The sequence below is a fragment of the Gemmatimonadota bacterium genome, from assembly GCA_009835325.1.
GTDB lineage: Bacteria > JAAXHH01 > JAAXHH01 > JAAXHH01 > JAAXHH01 > JAAXHH01.
Genome location: VXWP01000064.1, coordinates 1 through 18,120 on the forward strand (window position 1 = coordinate 1; position 18,120 = coordinate 18,120).

The window sequence follows — 18,120 nt, forward strand, 5'->3', positions numbered from 1 at the left end:
GCGAAGGCGGCAGGACCGTCGGCGCGGGCGTCGTCACCGAAGTCATCGAGTAGCAAGGGAGAAGGAGGCCGTCATGGCCAACCAGGCGGACCAGAAGATCAGGATCAGGCTGAAGGCCTGCGACCACGCCATGCTGGACAAGTCGGCCAGGGAGATCACCCAGGCGGCGCAGCGGGCCGGCGCGCGGGTCATGGGACCCATACCGTTGCCGACGAAACGGACCGTGTATACCGTCCTGCGCTCTCCCTTTATCGACAAGAAGTCGCGGGAACAATTCGAAACGCGCGTGCACAAGCGCCTTATCGATATCTATGACACGTCGCAGCAGACGGTGGACGCGCTCCTGAAACTGGACCTGCCCGCCGGCGTGGACGTAGAAATCAGGGTGTAGGAGCCTCGAAGATGCACGGACTGATCGGCAGGAAAATCGGGATGAGCCAGGTCTTTGCCGAGAACGGCGACGCGGTACCGGTCACGGTGATCGAGGCGGGTCCCTGTTACGTCACCCAGGTGAAGACGCTGGAACGCGACGGCTACGAGGCGGCGCAGATCGGTTTCGAAGCGAAGAAGGAGAAGCAGACGACCCGGCCGCTGCAGGGCCACTTCAAGAAGGCGAAGGTCGAACCGCAGCGCATCGTCCGGGAGGTCGCGGTGGAGGACATCGAGGCCTGCGAGCCCGGCCAGGTCATCGGCGCGGACATTTTCGAGACCGGCGAACTCGTGGACGTGACGGGTTACTTCAAGGGCCGGGGGTTCCAGGGCGTGGTCAAGCGGCACGGTTTCCGCGGCGGCGACAAGACCCGCGGACAGAGCGACCGCTGGCGCCATCCCGGATCGATCGGGCAGAGCGCGACGCCGTCCAAGGTCTTCAAGGGCACCCGCATGGGCGGTCGGATGGGCAACAAGCGCGTGACCGTCAGGAACCTGCAGGTGGTCGCCGTGGACGCCGAGAAGAACATCCTCCTGGTGAAGGGCGCGGTGCCGGGACACCGGAACGGATACGTACTGATCAACCGGGCAGGTTAGGCCGAAGGCCCGGACCTGAAGAAGGCACGTTGGGAGAAATCATGCCGGTAGTAGCGAAGTTGTTCAACAGCGACGGGACGGAACAGGGCCAGATCGATCTCGAAGAATCGGTCTTCGGCATTTCCGCCAATGCGCACGCCATGTACGAAGCGGAAAAGATGTACCGTGCCAACCAGCGGCAGGGCACGGCCAGCGCGCAGACCCGTTCGGAAGTGTCCTACACCGGAAAGAAGATGTTCAGGCAAAAGGGCCTGGGCAGGGCGCGCATGGGCTCCAGGCGGTCCCCGGTTCGCATCGGGGGCGGCAGGGCCCACGGGCCGAAGCCCCGCAACTACCGATACGAGATACCGAAGAAAGTGCGTCGCCTCGCGCTCAAGTCCGTGCTTTCGACCCGCGCGCAGAGTGGTTCCGTGCTCGTGATCGAGTCGCTCGAATTCGATGCGCCGAAGACGCGGCAGATGGTTTCCGTGCTGTCCAACATGAACGTGCGCGACAGGAAGTGCCTGGTGCTCATGGACCGAAGCGACGACGCCGTGTACAAGTCCTGCCGCAACATCGTCGACGTGGACATCAACGTGGCCACCGACACCCACGTGCACGAGATTCTGCGCAGCGACTGCCTTATCTTTACGCGCGAGGGGCTGAAGCAGGTGGAGGAGGCGTTGAAATCATGAAGAAGGACCCACGGGCCATCGTGTCCCGCCCCCTGGTGACGGAGAAGAACCACGTGCTCCAGGAAGAGCAGAACAAGTACGTGTTCGAAGTGGCCAGGGACGTGAACAAACTGGAAATCAAGCGGGCCATCGAAGAGATCTTCGACGTGCAGGTCGAGTCGGTGCGCACGCTCCGCATGAAGGGCAAGGTAAAGCGTCTCGGACGTTTCGAGGGACGCCGGCCCGACTGGAAGAAGGCCATCGTGAAACTCGCCGACGGCGATATCATCGACCTGTACACGGGAACCTGATCGCCGAAGAGGAATACAAGTTATGGCAGTACGCACATTCAGACCCAAGACCCCCGGCCAGCGGTTCAAGACCGTGTCCTCCTTCAAGGAGATCACGAAGGAAACGCCGGAGTCCTCCCTCGTCCGTCCCCTGAAGAAATCGGGCGGGCGGAACAACCTGGGACGGACGACGGCCCGCCACCGCGGCGGCGGCCACAAGCGGCGCTACCGCGTCATCGATTTCCGGCGCGACAAGACCGGCGTCCCGGCCAGGGTCCATGCCATCGAGTACGATCCGAACCGTTCGGCGCGGATCGCGCTGCTGCACTACGCGGACGGCGAGAAGCGCTACATCCTCGCGCCGCTCGACCTGTCGGTGGGCCATACGGTCATGTCCGGAAGCCAGGCGGAGATCCGGAGCGGCAACCATATGCCCCTGGACCACATCCCCCTGGGTACGATGCTGCACAACATCGAGCTTACGCCCGGGCGCGGCGGACAGCTCGTAAGGTCCGCGGGCGGGGCCGCCCAGTTGATGTCGCGGGACGGAGGCTTTGCCCAGTTGCGCCTGCCCTCCGGGGAAATCCGGCGGGTACCCGAGGTCTGTTCCGCCACGATAGGACAGGTGGGCAACACGGACCACGAGAACATATCGCTCGGCAAGGCCGGGCGCGCCCGGTGGCTGGGGCGGCGCGGCTATTCCCGCGGCGTGGCGAAGAACCCCGTGGATCACCCCATGGGCGGTGGAGAAGGCAAGAGTTCAGGCGGCCGGCACCCCGTGTCTCCGTGGGGAAAGAAGACCAAGGGCTTGCGGACGCGGAAGAAGAACAAGAAATCGGATTCGCAGATCATCAAGCGGCGTAAATAGTCGAAGGAAGATCGCGGGAGGCGATGATGGGCCGTTCGGTCAAGAAGGGACCGTACATTGACGACAGCATCAAGAAGAAGATCGACGAACTGAACCGGACCGGCGAGAAGCGGGTAGTCCGCACCTGGGCCCGCGCCAGCACGATCACGCCGGACTTCGTCGGCCATACGCTGGCCATTCACAACGGCAACAAGTTTATTCCGGTCTACATCTCGGAGAACATGGTGGGCCACAAGCTCGGTGAATTCGCGCCGACGCGCACCTACCGGGGGCACAGCGGACGGGTCACGGAACGTTCCACGCAGTTGAAGTAATAACCGGACGCTAGAGAACAGGGAGAACAGAAAAGATGGAAGCCCGTGCAACGGCGCGGCAGGTACGCGGCTCCGCACGCAAGATACGCCAGGTGGCGGACATGATCCGCGGCCGGTCCGTGCAGGAAGCCCTGAACATTCTTCAGTTCGTGCCCAAGGCGTGCGCCCGGCCGCTCGAGAAGACCGTGCGTTCCGCGACGGCGAACGCCATGAACGTGGACGACGAACACACGCTGGATATCGAGGACCTGAAGATCAAGACCGTTTACGTCGACGGCGGTCCGGTCATGAAACGCATCCATTACGGCCCCCGCGGCAGCGCGTCCACGATCCGGAAGCGCACCAGCCATATCACCGTGGTGGTCGCGGACTAGCCTGGACTAGTCCGGACTGAACCGGACAGGCGCGGACGGCCATTCACCCGGGAGTCCCGACGACAGGAGTTGACGAAGTGGGCCAGAAAACACATCCGATCGGTTTCCGTCTTGGCGTGATCAAGACCTGGCAGTCCAACTGGTATTCCGACCGAAACATGGCGGATCTGCTGCAGGAAGACCTCATGATCCGCCGCTACGTCAAGAGCCGCCTCACGCGGGCCGGCATCGCCAAGGTCGAAATCGAGCGGGCGCCGCAGAAGGCCACCATTACCATACACACCGCCCGTCCCGGCATCGTGATCGGACGCAAGGGCGCCGAAGTGGACAAGCTAAGGGATGAACTTCAGCATCTGACCGGTAAAGAGATCTACATCAACATACAGGAGATCCGCCGTCCGGAACTGGACGCCCAGTTGATCGGCGACAGCATCGCCCGGCAGATCGAACAGCGGATCAGTTTCCGCAGGGCCATGAAGAAATCCATCACCGCGGCCATGCGCATGGGCGCCGAGGGCATCAAGATCACCTGCGGCGGCCGGCTCGGCGGCGCGGAGATGTCCCGGTCCGAATCCTTCAACGACGGACGCGTACCGCTTCACACGCTCCGGGCGGACATCGACTACGCGCGGTCCACCGCCCACACCACCTACGGGTGCATCGGTATCAAGGTGTGGATCTGCAAGGGCGAAATCATCAAGGGTGAAGAAGGGGAAGCCGGGGCAGGACAGGCGACGTTATAGGACGGGTCGCCGGGCGGGATTCGGCCCTTTGGGACCGGTTGCCCGCCGCGTACGCGACCAGACGGGGATATTCGAGGAGATATCGAGATGTTAATGCCGAAGCGACTGAAGTACCGCAAGAGACAGCGCGGCCGCATGACGGGCATCGCGACCCGCGGCGCCACGCTTGAATTCGGCGATTACGGTATTCAGGCGCTGGAACCGGGCTGGGTCACCAACCGGCAGATCGAAGCGGCCCGTATCGCCATGGTCCATCACATGCGGCGTGGCGGCAAGGTGTGGATCCGGATCTTTCCGGACAAGGTCCTCACCGAAAAGCCCGCCGAAACGCGCATGGGAAAGGGCAAGGGCAGCCCCACCGGAAACTGGGTGGCCGTGGTGAAGCCCGGACGCATTCTTTTCGAACTGCGGGGCGTGGCCTCCGATATGGCCCGGGAGTCCATCGCGCTGGCCCAGCAGAAGTTGTCGGTCAAGACCCGACTGGTGGTCCGCGAAGACCTCTAGCGGGCCTGTTCTCGAGGAAGGGAAGGCATGAAACTGTACGAACTTCGTCAACTGTCCGAGACAGAGCTCCGCGACCGGGTGGCCGAACTGAGGGAAGAGATCTTCAACCTGAATTTTCAGAAGGCGACGCGGCAGATGGCGGATGCGAAGCGCATTTCGTCGTCGCGCCGGGAAATCGCCCGGATTCTAACGCTACTGCACGAGGATGAACTCCAGATCCGATCCATCCAGACGGCGGGCGATGAGAACCGGGAAGACGGACAGGGTGATCCGGGAGAAGACGCATGAAGGAGCGGGGACACAGGAAGAACCGCGTGGGACGCGTAACCAGCAACAAGATGGAAAAGACGATCACCATCGCCGTCGAACGGATGGTGAAGCATCCGTTTTACGGCAGGTACGTGCGGCGCACCACCAAGCTGACGGTCCATGACGAGGAACAGACGTGCCGGATCGGCGATATCGTCCGGGTCACGGAGACGCGTCCGCTGAGCAAGAACAAGCGCTGGCGGCTGACGGAAGTCATCCAGCGCGCGGAACAGGTCTAGTCGGAACAGGTCCAGTCGGAACAGGTCCAGTCTTCCTAAAGGCATGGCGCAGGATCAGGAAGACGGCGAACGGGAAAGAAACAAGATGATTCAAGAGTATACCTGGTTGAACGTCGCGGACAACACGGGCGCCCGGCAGGTCCGCTGCATCAAGGTCCTGGGCGGCACCGGCCGGCGGTACGCCAGCGTGGGCGACCGGTTCGTGGGATCGGTGAAGGAAGCCGCTCCCGGCGGTTCGGTGAAGAAGGGCGAGGTGGTAAAAGCCGTGGTCGTGCGGGTCCGCAAGGAAGTGCGGCGCCGCGACGGGACCTACATCCGGTTCGACGAGAACGCGGCCGTACTGATCGACGACCAGGGCGAACCGAGGGGAACGCGCATATTCGGCCCCGTCGCCCGGGAACTGCGCGAGCGCGAATACACCCGCATCGTTTCGCTGGCCCCCGAGGTCCTCTAGGGCCCGGTTGCCCGGCGAACGGAATGCCGGTGGGTTGCCCGGCGAACGGAATGCCGGTGGGAAGGAGCTGATCGGATGCATGTCAAGAAGGGCGATACCGTCGTAGTGCTCACCGGCGATGCCCGCGGCGAGACCGGACGGGTGCTGAAGGTGTTGCCGGAAAAGAACAAGGTCATCGTGGAAGGGCTGAACTTCGTTACGCGCCATACGCGGCCCACCCAGACCAATCCGCAGGGCGGCCGGCTCGAGAAAGAGGCCCCCTTGCACGCGTCCAACGTGAAAGTGATCGCCGAGGGATAACGGGAATACGAACATGGCAAGATTGAAAGAACAATACAACAGCGAGATCAGGCCCGCGCTTTTGCAGCACTTCGGCTACGGCAACACCATGCAGGTGCCGCGCATCGAGAAAGTGGTCCTGAACATGGGCGTGGGCGAGGGATCGCAGAACGCGAGCCTGCTGGACAGCGCCGTTTCGGAACTGACGGCGATTACCGGGCAGAAGGCCGTGGTGACCCGGGCCAGGAAGTCCATTTCGAACTTCAAGATACGGGAAGGCATGCCTGTCGGCTGCCGGGTGACCCTCCGGGGCGCCCGCATGTACGAGTTTCTCGATCGCCTGATCAACGTGGCGATCCCCCGTATCCGCGACTTCCGCGGCGTGTCGACGAGGTCGTTCGACGGTCGGGGAAACTATACCCTCGGGTTGACCGAGCAGACGATCTTTCCCGAAATCGACTACGACCAGGTCGACCTGTTCCGGGGCATGGACATCACGATCGTAACTTCGGCGGATACCGACGAGGAGAGTGCGGAGCTGCTCAGGCATCTCGGCATGCCCTTCAGGGATCAGCCGGTGTAGGGTCCGGCGGGCAGGGCGGGCCGGACCAAGCGGACCGCCGGTTTCGAGCCGGAAATCTGAAATTCCGAGAGGGGGACGAGTGGCCAAGAAGTCGTTGATCGCAAAGGCGAATAGAAAGCCGAAATACAAGGTGCGCGCGTACAGCCGTTGCAGGCAGTGCGGACGCCCCCGCGCCTACATGCGCCGCTTTGGAATCTGTCGCATCTGTTTCCGGACGCTGGCCCTGCAGGGCGAGATTCCGGGTGTGACAAAGGCCAGCTGGTAGCGGCACGGGGCTGATTCGAGAGGGAGAACCGCAAGATGTCAATGACGGATCCGATCGCGGATATGCTGACCCGGATACGCAACGCGTGCCAGGCGAAGCACCAGCGGGTCGAAGTGCCGGCCTCGAAGGTAAAAGCGGAAATCGCCCGTATCCTGCTGAACCACAAGTTCATCAGCCACTATACCCAGGTGGAAGACGGGAAACAGGGCATCATCCGGATTTATCTCAGGTACGGACCGGTGGGCGAATCGATCATTTCCACGCTGAAGCGCATCAGCAAGCCCGGCCGGCGGGTGTACGTGAAGGCGGACGGCCTGCCCAGGGTCCTGAACGGCCTCGGCGTGGCCATTTTGAGCACGCCCAAAGGCATCGTCACGGACCGCGAAGCGCGCCAGCTGAATACGGGCGGCGAAGTGTTGTGCTACGTCTGGTAGCCAGGAACACCGGAAGGAGTCGGGGTGTCACGAATAGGTAAACTGCCGATATCGATCCCGGACGGGGTCCAGGTATCGATAGACGACCGGACCGTCAAGGTGAAGGGTCCGAAGGGCGAGCTTTCCCACCGGATACCCACGCAGATCAGCGCCGTACTGGAAGACGGGCACCTGGTGGTAGCCCGCCAGAACGAGTCCAGGCAGTCGCGCGCGCTGCACGGGCTGAACCGTTCACTGATCGCCAACATGGTGGAAGGCGTCGTCAACGGGTACGACCGAACGCTCGAGATCGTCGGCGTGGGCTACCGGGCGGAGCTCAAGGGCAGCAACCTGACGCTCACCCTGGGGTATTCCCACCCCGTGATCTTCCAGGCGCCGCCGGACGTGGACCTCGAGGTGACCGATGGCAACCGGATTACGGTCCGGGGCATCGACAAGCAGCTCGTAGGCCAGGTGGCCGCGGTGATCCGGTCGTTCAAGAAGCCGGAACCCTACAAGGGCAAGGGCATACGCTACGACAACGAACAGGTACGCAGGAAGGCCGGCAAGACCGGGGCGGCCTGACGGGAGGACGGGTAAAAGGACCATGTCCAGGAAAACGCAACAGAAAGCCAGAATGCGGAAGGTCCGCCATCGCCGGGTAAGGAAGTCCATCCGGGGCGATGCGGCCCGGCCGCGACTGAATGTATTCAGGAGTCTCAAGCACATCTACGCCCAGGTCATCGACGACACGGCGGGCGCCACGTTGCTGTCCCTTTCCACCAACACGCCCGAGATCAGGTCGCAGCTGGAATCGGGGATGGACCGGAAGGCACAGAGCAGGATCGTGGGCAAGGTGCTGGGAGAGAAGATGAAGGCGCAGGGCGTGTCCAGCGTGACCTTCGACCGCGGTGGATACCGGTATCACGGCCGGGTGAAGGAACTCGCGGACGGCGTGCGCGAAAGCGGACTGGAGTTTTAGAAAGTCCGCGACGCTTTGGTCGCGCCGCTAAAGGCCGGAACGTCCGGCGTGTTATTCTGATGAAGGGAGCCTAAATTGCCGAGAATCAATCCCGATGAGTTCGATCTGTCGTCGGAACGCCTGGTCGATATCAACCGGGTTGCCAAAGTCGTCAAGGGCGGCCGCACGTTCAGCTTCAACGCGCTGATCGCCGTGGGCGACGGAAACGGTCACGTGGGCCTGGGCATGGGCAAGGCCCTGGAACTGTCCGAGGCGATCCGCAAGGCCACGGAAACGGCCCGGAAGCACCTGCACAGGGTGCCGGTGGTCAAAGGCACGATCCCCCACGACGTCATCGGGAGGTTCAGCGCGGCGGAAGTGATCCTGAAACCGGCGTCCCCCGGTACGGGCGTTATCGCCGGGGATGCGGCCCGCGCGGTGCTCGAGTCGGCGGGCATACACAATATCCTCACGAAATCGATCGGTTCCTCCAACCCGTACAACGTGGCCAAGGCGACGCTGCAGGGACTGCTCGATCTGAAAGTGGCCTCCGAGATCGCCGACGCGCGCGACGTGGATATCGAGGAACTGAAAGGGTAGACTATGGCGACGCGACTGCGCATTACACAGCGGAAGAGCGCCATCGGCAGGCACCGGCGGCAGAAAAGGACCCTGGAAGCGCTGGGCATACGACGGTTGCACCACAGCGCCGTGCATGACGACACGCCCCAGATACAGGGCATGATCGCACGCGTCGGCCACCTGGTGGAAGTGGAAACCATCACGGCGGACGACGAGTAGCCGGCGGGTTTCGTGAAGAAAGGAATACGGCTGTTATGAAAGTCGACAGTTTGAAACACGCCTCCGGCGCGGTGCGCAAGGTAAAGCGCCTCGGCCGCGGGCCAGGCTCCGGCACGGGCAAGACCGCCGGCAGGGGGCACAAGGGCCAGCGTTCCAGGTCGGGCAAGAAGATTCACCCGTCTTTCGAAGGCGGGCAGATGCGCCTCGTGCGGCGGCTGCCGAAACGCGGGTTCACCAATCTGTTCCGCAAGACCTACCAGATCGTCAACCTTCGCGATCTCGAGGGGTGGGACGAGGAGACGGTCGTGAACGCCGAATCGCTGGCGGAAAAGCGCCTGGTCCGGAAATCCACGGACCCGGTCAAGATCCTCGGCGAAGGCGAGGTCGACCGGCCCGTGAAGGTAAGCGTCCACAAGGTCAGTGAGACGGCGCGGCAGAAAATCGAGGCGGCGGGCGGATCGGTCGAGGTGATCTCCGGATGATCGAGGCTTTCCAGAACGTATTCCGGATCCCGGAACTGCGGCGGCGCATCATCTTCACCCTCAGTCTGCTCGCGGTGTACCGGATCGGCGGCCAGATCCCGACGCCGGGCATCGACCACGAGGTGTTGAGCGCCTTCTTCAGCCAGATGGGCGGGACCATATTCGGGCTGTACAACATGTTCGTGGGCGGCGCGTTCGAGCGCGCGACCATCTTCGCCCTCGGCGTGATGCCCTATATCAGTTCGTCCATTATCCTGCAGTTGCTGGGGTCCATGTGGCCGTACCTGCAGAAACTCCAGAAGGAGGGACAGGAAGGACAGAAGAAGATCAACCAGTACACGCGCTACGGCACCGTCGTGCTGTCGCTGGTACAGGCGCTCGGCATCAGCTACTGGCTCCAGGACATCCGAGACGAGGTGGGCCGCTCCGCCGTCATCGATCCCGGGGCGGGATTCATCTTCGTGACGGTCGTTACGATGACGACCGGCACCATATTCCTGATGTGGCTGGGCGAGCAGATCCAGGAACGGGGCATCGGGAACGGCATCTCGCTGATCATCTTCGTCGGCATCATCGCCCAGTTCCCCATCGCGGTCAAGAGCGAGATCGACGCGGTGATGAACGGGCTGCGCAGCGGTCTCGTCGAGATCTTCATCGTGGCCGTGTGGGTCCTGATCATCGCCTCGGTGGTGCTGATCACGCAGGGACAGCGCAGGATCACGGTACAGTACCCGCGGCGCGTGGTCGGCCGCAAGGTGTACGGCGGGCAGAGCACGCACCTGCCGCTGCGCGTCAACGCCGCCGGCGTGATGCCTATCATCTTCGCCCAGTCGATCATGTTCGTGCCGGGCACGTTTTCGAGCTTCTTCCCGAACATGGCCGTGTTCCAGACCATGGTGGAGTGGTTTCAGCCCGGCGCCTTCATCTACAACGCGATGTACGGACTGTTGATCGTATTCTTCACGTACTTCTATACATCCATCATATTCAACCCCGTGGACGTGGCGGACAACATGAAGCGCGTCGGCGGATTCATCCCGGGGATCCGGCCCGGAAAAAGAACGGCGGACTATCTCGATCACATTCTGACACGCATTACGTTGCCCGGCTCGGTGTTTCTGGCGATCATCGCCATCGTGCCGTTTCTCATCATCCGAAGCATGAACGTCTCACTGAGCGCGTCTTCGTTCTTCGGCGGCACCGCGCTGCTGATCGTGGTGGGCGTCGCCCTGGACACGCTCCAGCAAATCGAGTCGCATCTCGTGTCCCGCCACTACGAGGGATTCATGAAACGCGGCCGCGTACGCGGCCGGGCGGGCTAGGCTTCGGAACCTTTGTGCCAGGCGTCTTGCGGCCGGCTTGGCCGGCCCGGCGTCCGGGCGCCAGGTAAGCAGGTTATGCGACTGATACTACTCGGAGTACCGGGGGCGGGAAAAGGCGAGCAGGCAACGAGGCTGTCGGGGAAATTCAGCATTCCGCACGTTTCAACGGGCGAACTGTTGCGGCGGGAGATGGAGGAAGGGACCAAGGTCGGGCGCAGGATATCGGAATTCGTGAACCGGGGCGAACTGGTTTCCGATGCCGTGACGCAGGCCATATTGGAAAACCGATTGCGCGAGGCCGATTGCGCGGCCGGGTTCATTCTGGACGGCTTCCCCAGAAACCTGAACCAGGCCGACTTCCTGCAAGCGGCGCTGGAGCGCATGAGCGCTCCCGTGGACGTGGTGCTCAACATCGAGGTGCCCGACGGTACGGTGATCGACCGCCTGGCCATGAGGAACCGGTTGGACGATGCGCCGGAGACCATACGCCACCGGCTGAAAGTCTACCGAAAGGTTACGGCGCCGCTCGTCGATTACTACGACAGGGCGGGCATGCTGAAACGGATCGACGGCGATGGTACGCCGGAGGAAGTAACGCAACGCATACTGACGTGCCTGGCCCGCAAGGCGTAAGCCGGGCCGGAAACCGACCATGGCCGCCTTAAGCAGCAAGACGCGGCCAAACGGTGAGAGGTTGAAACCCATGCCGAAAGAACCCCCTGTACAGGTGGAAGGTACGGTGGTGGAGCCTTTGCCCAATGCGTCGTTTCGCGTTGAACTGGAAAACGGCCACAGGGTACTGGCCCATATATCCGGCAAAGTACGCATGAACTTCATAAAGATCCTGCCGGGTGACAAGGTCATGGTGGAACTGTCGCCCTACGATCTGACACGCGGCCGGATTACCTATCGTTACAAGTAAGCCCGGGCAAGGCTGCATCCGGGCAAGGCTGCATCCGGGGCACGGTAACGACAGGGAACCCGGCGCAAGCGGAAACGAACCGTAACACGAGGACCGGAAGATGAAAGTACGCGCTTCGGTAAAAAAAATCTGTGAACACTGCAAGGTCATCCGCCGCAGGGGCGTCGTGCGAGTGCTCTGTCGCAACCCGCGCCACAAGCAGCGGCAGGGATAGCAACGACTGAGTTGCCAAGGAGGGCAAGGTGGCACGTATCGCCGGAATCGATCTGCCCCGCGACAAGCGCGTGGAGATCGGTATCACCTACATTTTCGGAATCGGACTGACAACCGCCCGCAAGGTGCTCGACGCGACCGGCATCGATCCGGAAACCCGCGTCCGGGACCTGACCGACCGGGAGATCACGAAGCTCCGCCAGAGCATCGAAAACGATTACCAGGTCGAGGGCGCGCTGCGCGGCGACATCACGTTCAACATAAGGCGACTGATGGACATCGGCTGTTACCGGGGCCTGCGCCACCGCCGCGGGCTGCCCGTGCGGGGACAGCGGACCCGGACGAATTCCCGAATACGCAAGGGACCGCGGCGCACCATCGGTGCGAAGCGCAAGAAGACGTAGCGAGTAACTTTAAACCGTGGAGGTAGAAGGTTGGCTAATGCAAGACGAAGCCGCGCCCGGAGACGAGACCGGCATGTGGACTCCATAGGCGTGGCCCATATCAAGGCGACGTTCAACAATACGATCGTTACCCTCGCCGATCTGCAGGGACACACGATCAGCTGGTCGAGCGGCGGCAAGGGAGGCACGTTCCGCAACTCACGGAAGAGTACGCCGTTTGCCGCGCAGATCGCCGCGGAAGCCGCGGCCAAGGAAGCCATCGAACTGGGACTGAAGCGCGTCGAGGTCTGGGTGAAGGGACCCGGCGCCGGCCGCGAATCGGCCATTCGTGCCCTGCAGGCCGCGGGCCTCGAGATTTCCGCCATCAAGGACGTAACACCTATTCCCCACAACGGATGCCGGCCTCCGAAAAGACGTCGCGTCTGATCGTGAATCAACGGGCGGACGCCGGGGCCTTTAGTGGTCCGACTGGCGCAGGCCGCCCGGTTCGAGCGTAATAGGAGAAAACATGTCTCGTTATACGGACGCCAACTGTCGTATCTGCCGACGGGAAGGCGTGAAGTTGTTCCTGAAAGGCGATCGGTGCTTTTCCGAGAAATGCGCGGTGGACCGCCGCGCTTTCCCGCCGGGCCAGCATGGTTCCGTCGGGCGCAGGAAACCCACGGAATACGGGCTTCGCCTGCGTGAAAAGCAGAAGACGCGCAAGACGTACGGAATCGGCGAAGGACAGTTCCGTTCGTACTTCGTGAAGGCGGCCCGGACCAAGGGCAATACGGGCGAACGCCTCCTGCAGCTGCTCGAAACCCGGCTGGACAATATCGTGTACCGCCTCGGTTTCGCGCCGTCGCGCAAAGCGGCCCGCCAGTTGGTCCGCCATCGCCACATCGTGGTGAACGACCGCATTGTCAATATCCCCTCGTACATCGTCCGTACGGGTGAAACCATACAGGTCAAGGAGAAGAGCCGCCAACTCGACTGCATTCACGCTTCCTTAAGCGCCGCGAACCAGCGGCCGGCGGTAAACTGGCTGGACCTGGACAAGACCACGCTGGCCGGACGGTTGCTGGAAGCCCCCGTCCGGGAGAACATACCGACACCTGTACAGGAACAGTTGATCATCGAGTTGTATTCGAAGTAGGGCCGTGACACTGCCATCCACGTGTTCACTCGAAGCGCGCGACGAGGGGCAACATACGCTATGAAATTAAAGAATTTCCAGATGCCGAGAGGCGTCTTAGTCGAAGACGATACAGTAACCGATGGCTACACCAGGTTCGTTATCGAGCCGCTGGAGCGGGGATTCGGGACGACGATCGGCAACTCCATCCGCAGGGTCCTGCTTTCCTCCCTGCCCGGAGCGGCCGTGGTCGGCGTCCGGATCGACGGCGTCGCCCACGAGTTCTCCACGATGCCTGCCGTGGTGGAAGACGTGGCCGAGATCATCCTGAACCTCAAGGAACTGCGGCTCATCCTGCACAGCGACGAGCCCAAGACGCTGATGCTCGAAGCGGAAGGCAAGGGCGACGTTACCGCCGAAGACATTCAGACGGACGCCGACGTGGAGATTCTCAATCCGGATCTTCATGTCGCGTCCCTGGACGAGGGCGGACAGTTGCGCATGGAGATCCATGTCGACAGCGGGCGGGGCTACGTGATCGCCGAGCAGAACAAGATGCCGGACCAGCCCATCGGCGTGATCCCCATGGACGCCATGTTCTCCCCGGTAACGCGCGTGAATTTCCAGGTGGAGAACACGCGGATCGGCCAGCGCACGGACTACGACCGGCTCGTGCTGGAAATCTGGACCGACGCCAGCGTGGGTCCCCAGGACGCCCTGTCCACCGCGTCCCAGATCCTTCGGAACCACCTCCAGCTGTTCATCTCCATAGACGACCAGTTCATCTCCGAGCCCGAAGAGGAAGTGGACGAGAAGGCCGAAGAGATCAAGAGGCTGCTGCAGATGAACGTGGAGGAACTGGAACTTTCCGTCCGCTCCAGCAATTGCCTTCGCGCGGCGGACATCAAGACGCTGGCGGACCTGGTGCAGAAGAGCGAGACCGAAATGCTGAAATACCGGAACTTCGGCCGCAAGTCGCTGACCGAGCTGAGCCAGATCCTCCAGGAGATGGAACTTGGATTCGGCATGGATATCGAAGAGTACGTCGAAGTCGAAGCGGAAAACACGTAATCGAATGACCTGCCCGCAGGTCATTCCGGCAGTCTGGACAGGAGCATAAGGAATGCGACATCGAAAGCAGGGGCGCGGTCTCAGCCGCTCTCCCAGCCACCGCAAGGCGATGTTGAGCAATCTGGCCACATCGGTGCTGGACACGGAACGCGTGCAGACCACCACGGCGAAGGCCAAGGAAGTGCGCCGCCTCGTGGAAAGGCTCATCACCTTCGGCAAACGCAGAGACCTGCACGCCCGGCGGCAGGTGCTCCGGGTCATCCGCAACGAATCCGTGGTCGCGAAGCTGTTCGGTCCGCTGGCCGACCGCTACGCCGACCGGCCCGGTGGATACACGCGCATCGTACGTGTCGGGCACCGGCAGGGGGACGCCGCCGACATGTCGATACTCGAGTTGATCGACCGGGAAGGACCGGCGGAGGACCAGGCCGACGAGAAGACCGAAGAGAAAGCGGAAGAAACGAAGGAAGAGACGACGGAGGAGGAAGAGACCGGCTGAAAGGCCCGCGGTGAAAAACTCCCAATCGTTTTAGAACAGAAAAAGGCGGCAACCCGGTGCGGTTGCCGCCTTTTTCGTTGTGGGACGCGAGACGCGCCAACGCCCGCCAACGCCCGCGCGGCGCCAATTACTGGTCGTCGTCCTGTTCCTCGGGCATGAGCACGAACTCGGGATAAGCCTCGATGCCGAGTTCCGCCACGTCCTGCCCGAGCCGTTCGACCTGGCTCGTCACCCGGACGGTCATGACCACGTCGATCAGCTTCCAGAGCACCCAGGAGACCAGGAAGACGAAGGCGCCGATCGCGAGGATGCCGATCAATTGGACACCGACGTTTCCGCCGCTCACGATGCACACCGCCAGCGTACCCCAGATGCCCGCGAAGAGGTGGGCCGGCACGGCGCCGACCACGTCGTCGATCTTCACCGATTCAAGTAGTTTCATGCCGACCGTGCAGATGACGCCGCCGATCGCCCCGATGATGATGGCCCAGTAGTGCTGGACCATGTCGGGGCCCGCGGTGATCGAGACCAGGCCCGCGATGGCGCCGTTCAGACAGGCGAAGAGATCGGTGCGGCCGAAGACGGGCCGCGCACAGAAGAGCGCCATGAGCGCGCCGGCCGCGGCGGCCAGGTTAGTATTCACCAGCACGTGGCTCATGGCCACGGCGTCCAGGGGGCTGCCCAGGGCCAGCTGCGAACCGCCGTTGAACCCGAACCAGCCGAGCCAGAGGATGAAGACGCCCAGGGTCACCACCAGCACGTTGGAAGGCGGCGTGGGCTTGACCGAACCGTCCTTGCGGTACTTGCCGAGCCTGGGCCCGACGACGATCAGGCCGGCCAGGGCCGCCCATCCGCCCGTACTGTGGACGATGGTGGAGCCTGCGAAGTCCTTGAATCCCAGCTGGCTGAGCCATCCCTCGCCCCAGGTCCATGCGCCGACGACAGGGTAGATGACCCCGGTGAGGACGAGGACGAAGATAAAGAACGACCAGATCTTGACTCTTTCCGCCAGCGCGCCCGAGACGATGGACGCGGCCGTGGCAACGAAAACCATCTGGAAGAACCAGTCCGACATGGTGGAATAGCCCAGCGCGATCACTTCGGCGGCGGCGCTCTCCGTTCCGTTGACCAGGGCGATCTCGTCCGTCGTCGGACCGTAGCCGATCGAGAAGGATCCGATGTAGCTCCCCACGTCGACGTACATGAGATTGTAGCCGATGAAGTAGTAGGCGATCCCGGCGATGGAGTAGAGGCCGATGTTCTTCAGGCAGATCATGGAGGCGTTCTTGGTCCGCACGGAACCCGATTCCAGCATGGTGAATCCGGCGCACATCCACATCACCAGGGCGCCCCAGAGCATGAACGATATGGTGTTGAACACGAACTGGTCCGGCGCCTCGACGGCAGTGCTTTCGTGCTCGGCCAGGGCGTACGCGGTCCCGGCGCCGCAAACCACGGCGGTCAGCACGGCCAGCAGTTTCAGCGCCGGCATACCGCGAGGCCTGCGTGTAACGAGGAATTCGTAGAATGCACTCATGGTGTGATCTCCCGGCTGACACCGATGATGGCGGGTGAAAAGGTGATGAACAGCGATGTGGATTGGTCTCGTAGAATGTCGAGATATTCTACAAGGATCAAACTGTTTCGTCAAGATAGATAAAACGCAATCATCTGAGACCGTAGTACGCTTCCATGCCGGCCAGGAACTCGGTCTGCCCCCCGTAACTGGGATGGCGCACCTTCACGACCTTTGCCGGTCCCGCGAGCCTTCGCGCCGCCTTTTCCGCGTCGTTACCGACGGCGATGATAGCGGCCGGTTCCAGCATGTGGATCAGTTGCTCGAGCAGGTGTTGACCGGAACGGCGTTCCACGGCGACATGGGATCGATTGCTGAAGGGATGGTCCGGCTGGTGGGGATGGAAGGGGAAGACGTTCCAGAGGAAGACCGTCGCCCCGATGCGGGACAATACGTTCCACACGACACTGGCCGAGCGTTCCCTGACCACGGCGTCCCCCGTCGGACGCCGCAACGTCAATCCCCACCTGAGGGCGTGTTCGTCCAGATGCGCGTCGTCGGTGAACGCCAGGCCGGTTCGCCGGCCGCCCCGGTAACTGTAGTCCCGACCGATCCACAGGGCGTCCACGCGCCGTCCGGCCGCGGCTTCAAGCACAGACAGAAGGTTCACGGACCGCCGTTCGGGGGCGTCTTCCCGATCGTGAACCGGGCAGCGATCCGTATACGGGTTGAATACATGATCGAACTCGAGTTGCTGGAGGTCTTCGACGAACGATGAAGGGGTCATGGTGACGAAAGGATGGTTCTACTATTCCATTACAAAGAACAACGAAGTCCGTTATTCCATTTTAGGCCGTAATTTAGAGTAACAGCCAGTGATACGCAGGTCAAATCATCTGCACCGAGTCCAATAAGGCTCCTCGCGTTCATTACGGGTGATGCACGCACCCGTTGAAACGGGGAGCCTTTCTCATTCGCCCCGTTTTTCCAATCCCTGTTGTACCACCCCTCCACTGACTCATATCCCGGCACGAAATTTCGCGTAGCGCCCGATTTCATCGGCTTCAAGCGAGTAATCAGCCAGCCACTTGCTAATGCTCGACTTATTCATATTTAAGACGAAAGAACCCAATTTCGGCCTGTAATCTGAACAGTCTTGAAGTCAGTAATTCGCAGTCTTGAGTCTGGCAATTTAGTCAACCGATCCATTCGCGGGAAAGGAGGCGATATAGGTCAGTTTCATATCTTCGTCATTCCTTTTAGTAGTGTTTCCATAAACGGGAGAACACAATGCATTACCTCATAATTGCTGTATTGGCCTTCGGCTTGTCCCTGATGGGATGCGAAGGTAAGACAGGTCCGGCTGGCCCCACGGGTGCCGCTGGTGTGGCGGGGCCGGCAGGTCCGGCGGGCCCGCAGGGTTCGACCGGTCCGCAAGGTCCGGCGGGTGCTGATGGGGCTCCGGGTGAGACTGGTCCGGCTGTGGCGGGGGGTGGGG

Annotated in this window: 33 protein-coding genes; 31 read left to right on the forward strand and 2 right to left on the reverse strand. The window is 62.1% G+C overall.

The window, feature by feature from the left end; all coding sequences use genetic code 11:
• The first annotated feature begins 73 nt into the window (after positions 1 to 73).
• From rpsJ to F4Z81_08250, 30 genes are all read left to right on the forward strand, one after another.
• A complete protein-coding gene (gene rpsJ, locus F4Z81_08105) occupies positions 74 to 391 on the forward strand; it encodes a 30S ribosomal protein S10 (GenBank protein MXW05009.1) in 318 nt (105 codons plus the stop codon).
• A gap of 11 nt (positions 392 to 402) precedes the next feature.
• On the forward strand, positions 403 to 1,026 hold the full coding sequence (locus F4Z81_08110; protein MXW05010.1) for a 50S ribosomal protein L3: 624 nt from the start codon (positions 403 to 405) through the stop codon (positions 1,024 to 1,026).
• Positions 1,027 to 1,067: 41 nt separating this feature from the next.
• Entirely contained in the window at positions 1,068 to 1,700 is a 633-nt protein-coding gene (gene rplD / locus F4Z81_08115) for a 50S ribosomal protein L4 (protein MXW05011.1), read from the forward strand.
• On the forward strand, positions 1,697 to 1,990 hold the full coding sequence (locus F4Z81_08120) for a 50S ribosomal protein L23 (protein ID MXW05012.1): 294 nt from the start codon (positions 1,697 to 1,699) through the stop codon (positions 1,988 to 1,990). The genes rplD and F4Z81_08120 overlap by 4 nt, the downstream gene beginning before the upstream one ends.
• A 22-nt stretch (positions 1,991 to 2,012) precedes the next feature.
• Positions 2,013 to 2,837: a 50S ribosomal protein L2 gene (gene rplB / locus F4Z81_08125; protein MXW05013.1), complete on the forward strand. Its 825-nt coding sequence runs from the start codon at positions 2,013 to 2,015 to the stop codon at positions 2,835 to 2,837.
• 26 nt (positions 2,838 to 2,863) lie between these two features.
• On the forward strand, positions 2,864 to 3,151 hold the full coding sequence (rpsS, locus tag F4Z81_08130) for a 30S ribosomal protein S19 (GenBank protein MXW05014.1): 288 nt from the start codon (positions 2,864 to 2,866) through the stop codon (positions 3,149 to 3,151).
• 35 nt (positions 3,152 to 3,186) lie between these two features.
• Positions 3,187 to 3,525, forward strand: a complete 339-nt coding sequence (locus tag F4Z81_08135) for a 50S ribosomal protein L22 (protein ID MXW05015.1) — start codon at positions 3,187 to 3,189, stop codon at positions 3,523 to 3,525.
• 77 nt (positions 3,526 to 3,602) lie between these two features.
• Positions 3,603 to 4,268 carry a 30S ribosomal protein S3 gene (gene rpsC / locus F4Z81_08140; GenBank protein MXW05016.1) on the forward strand — a complete coding sequence of 222 codons (666 nt, stop codon included), beginning with the start codon at positions 3,603 to 3,605 and terminating at the stop codon, positions 4,266 to 4,268.
• A gap of 87 nt (positions 4,269 to 4,355) precedes the next feature.
• Positions 4,356 to 4,772 carry a 50S ribosomal protein L16 gene (gene rplP / locus F4Z81_08145; protein MXW05017.1) on the forward strand — a complete coding sequence of 139 codons (417 nt, stop codon included), beginning with the start codon at positions 4,356 to 4,358 and terminating at the stop codon, positions 4,770 to 4,772.
• A 27-nt stretch (positions 4,773 to 4,799) separates the two neighbouring features.
• Complete coding sequence (locus F4Z81_08150) at positions 4,800 to 5,060, forward strand: 50S ribosomal protein L29 (protein ID MXW05018.1); 261 nt, start codon at positions 4,800 to 4,802, stop codon at positions 5,058 to 5,060.
• Positions 5,057 to 5,320 (forward strand): 30S ribosomal protein S17, encoded by a 264-nt coding sequence (rpsQ, locus tag F4Z81_08155; protein MXW05019.1) that lies wholly within the window; start codon positions 5,057 to 5,059, stop codon positions 5,318 to 5,320. The genes F4Z81_08150 and rpsQ overlap by 4 nt, the downstream gene beginning before the upstream one ends.
• 85 nt (positions 5,321 to 5,405) lie before the next feature.
• Positions 5,406 to 5,774: a 50S ribosomal protein L14 gene (gene rplN / locus F4Z81_08160; protein ID MXW05020.1), complete on the forward strand. Its 369-nt coding sequence runs from the start codon at positions 5,406 to 5,408 to the stop codon at positions 5,772 to 5,774.
• 75 nt (positions 5,775 to 5,849) lie between these two features.
• Positions 5,850 to 6,074, forward strand: a complete 225-nt coding sequence (locus F4Z81_08165; GenBank protein MXW05021.1) for a 50S ribosomal protein L24 — start codon at positions 5,850 to 5,852, stop codon at positions 6,072 to 6,074.
• A 13-nt stretch (positions 6,075 to 6,087) separates the two neighbouring features.
• Complete coding sequence (gene rplE / locus F4Z81_08170) at positions 6,088 to 6,636, forward strand: 50S ribosomal protein L5 (GenBank protein ID MXW05022.1); 549 nt, start codon at positions 6,088 to 6,090, stop codon at positions 6,634 to 6,636.
• A gap of 79 nt (positions 6,637 to 6,715) precedes the next feature.
• Entirely contained in the window at positions 6,716 to 6,901 is a 186-nt protein-coding gene (locus F4Z81_08175; protein ID MXW05023.1) for a type Z 30S ribosomal protein S14, read from the forward strand.
• Positions 6,902 to 6,936: 35 nt separating this feature from the next.
• Complete coding sequence (gene rpsH, locus F4Z81_08180) at positions 6,937 to 7,335, forward strand: 30S ribosomal protein S8 (GenBank protein MXW05024.1); 399 nt, start codon at positions 6,937 to 6,939, stop codon at positions 7,333 to 7,335.
• 24 nt (positions 7,336 to 7,359) lie between these two features.
• The gene (locus F4Z81_08185) at positions 7,360 to 7,899 is read left to right on the forward strand and encodes a 50S ribosomal protein L6 (GenBank protein MXW05025.1); all 540 of its coding nucleotides are present in this window, start codon (positions 7,360 to 7,362) and stop codon (positions 7,897 to 7,899) included.
• A gap of 22 nt (positions 7,900 to 7,921) precedes the next feature.
• On the forward strand, positions 7,922 to 8,296 hold the full coding sequence (locus tag F4Z81_08190) for a 50S ribosomal protein L18 (protein MXW05026.1): 375 nt from the start codon (positions 7,922 to 7,924) through the stop codon (positions 8,294 to 8,296).
• 75 nt (positions 8,297 to 8,371) lie between these two features.
• Complete coding sequence (locus F4Z81_08195) at positions 8,372 to 8,875, forward strand: 30S ribosomal protein S5 (protein MXW05027.1); 504 nt, start codon at positions 8,372 to 8,374, stop codon at positions 8,873 to 8,875.
• Positions 8,876 to 8,878: 3 nt separating this feature from the next.
• The gene (gene rpmD, locus F4Z81_08200; GenBank protein MXW05028.1) at positions 8,879 to 9,076 is read left to right on the forward strand and encodes a 50S ribosomal protein L30; all 198 of its coding nucleotides are present in this window, start codon (positions 8,879 to 8,881) and stop codon (positions 9,074 to 9,076) included.
• 35 nt (positions 9,077 to 9,111) lie between these two features.
• Entirely contained in the window at positions 9,112 to 9,558 is a 447-nt protein-coding gene (locus F4Z81_08205; GenBank protein ID MXW05029.1) for a 50S ribosomal protein L15, read from the forward strand.
• Positions 9,555 to 10,880 (forward strand): preprotein translocase subunit SecY, encoded by a 1,326-nt coding sequence (gene secY / locus F4Z81_08210; GenBank protein ID MXW05030.1) that lies wholly within the window; start codon positions 9,555 to 9,557, stop codon positions 10,878 to 10,880. Before F4Z81_08205 ends, secY begins: the two co-directional genes overlap by 4 nt.
• Before the next feature lie 75 nt (positions 10,881 to 10,955).
• A complete protein-coding gene (locus F4Z81_08215; GenBank protein ID MXW05031.1) occupies positions 10,956 to 11,513 on the forward strand; it encodes an adenylate kinase in 558 nt (185 codons plus the stop codon).
• A gap of 70 nt (positions 11,514 to 11,583) precedes the next feature.
• Positions 11,584 to 11,802, forward strand: coding sequence for a translation initiation factor IF-1 (gene infA, locus F4Z81_08220; protein MXW05032.1), 219 nt, complete (start codon positions 11,584 to 11,586; stop codon positions 11,800 to 11,802).
• Between the two features lie 100 nt (positions 11,803 to 11,902).
• Positions 11,903 to 12,016, forward strand: a complete 114-nt coding sequence (rpmJ, locus tag F4Z81_08225; protein MXW05033.1) for a 50S ribosomal protein L36 — start codon at positions 11,903 to 11,905, stop codon at positions 12,014 to 12,016.
• 28 nt (positions 12,017 to 12,044) lie between these two features.
• Positions 12,045 to 12,419, forward strand: a complete 375-nt coding sequence (rpsM, locus tag F4Z81_08230; GenBank protein MXW05034.1) for a 30S ribosomal protein S13 — start codon at positions 12,045 to 12,047, stop codon at positions 12,417 to 12,419.
• Positions 12,420 to 12,449: 30 nt separating this feature from the next.
• Positions 12,450 to 12,845 carry a 30S ribosomal protein S11 gene (gene rpsK / locus F4Z81_08235; protein MXW05035.1) on the forward strand — a complete coding sequence of 132 codons (396 nt, stop codon included), beginning with the start codon at positions 12,450 to 12,452 and terminating at the stop codon, positions 12,843 to 12,845.
• Between the two features lie 82 nt (positions 12,846 to 12,927).
• Positions 12,928 to 13,557, forward strand: coding sequence for a 30S ribosomal protein S4 (gene rpsD, locus F4Z81_08240; protein ID MXW05036.1), 630 nt, complete (start codon positions 12,928 to 12,930; stop codon positions 13,555 to 13,557).
• A gap of 60 nt (positions 13,558 to 13,617) precedes the next feature.
• Positions 13,618 to 14,607 carry a DNA-directed RNA polymerase subunit alpha gene (locus F4Z81_08245; protein MXW05037.1) on the forward strand — a complete coding sequence of 330 codons (990 nt, stop codon included), beginning with the start codon at positions 13,618 to 13,620 and terminating at the stop codon, positions 14,605 to 14,607.
• A gap of 52 nt (positions 14,608 to 14,659) precedes the next feature.
• Positions 14,660 to 15,106 carry a 50S ribosomal protein L17 gene (locus F4Z81_08250; GenBank protein MXW05038.1) on the forward strand — a complete coding sequence of 149 codons (447 nt, stop codon included), beginning with the start codon at positions 14,660 to 14,662 and terminating at the stop codon, positions 15,104 to 15,106.
• A gap of 127 nt (positions 15,107 to 15,233) precedes the next feature.
• Here the strand turns inward: F4Z81_08250 and F4Z81_08255 are convergent, their stop codons facing one another.
• Together F4Z81_08255 and F4Z81_08260 are read right to left on the reverse strand one after the other, a co-directional pair.
• Positions 15,234 to 16,598 (reverse strand): ammonium transporter, encoded by a 1,365-nt coding sequence (locus F4Z81_08255; GenBank protein MXW05039.1) that lies wholly within the window; start codon positions 16,596 to 16,598, stop codon positions 15,234 to 15,236.
• Between the two features lie 175 nt (positions 16,599 to 16,773).
• Positions 16,774 to 17,409, reverse strand: a complete 636-nt coding sequence (locus F4Z81_08260; GenBank protein MXW05040.1) for a uracil-DNA glycosylase — start codon at positions 17,407 to 17,409, stop codon at positions 16,774 to 16,776.
• Between the two features lie 548 nt (positions 17,410 to 17,957).
• Here F4Z81_08260 and F4Z81_08265 point away from each other — a divergent pair.
• Positions 17,958 to 18,120 (forward strand): collagen-like protein (locus F4Z81_08265; GenBank protein MXW05041.1); only part of this gene is annotated, 163 nt, incomplete at its 3' end.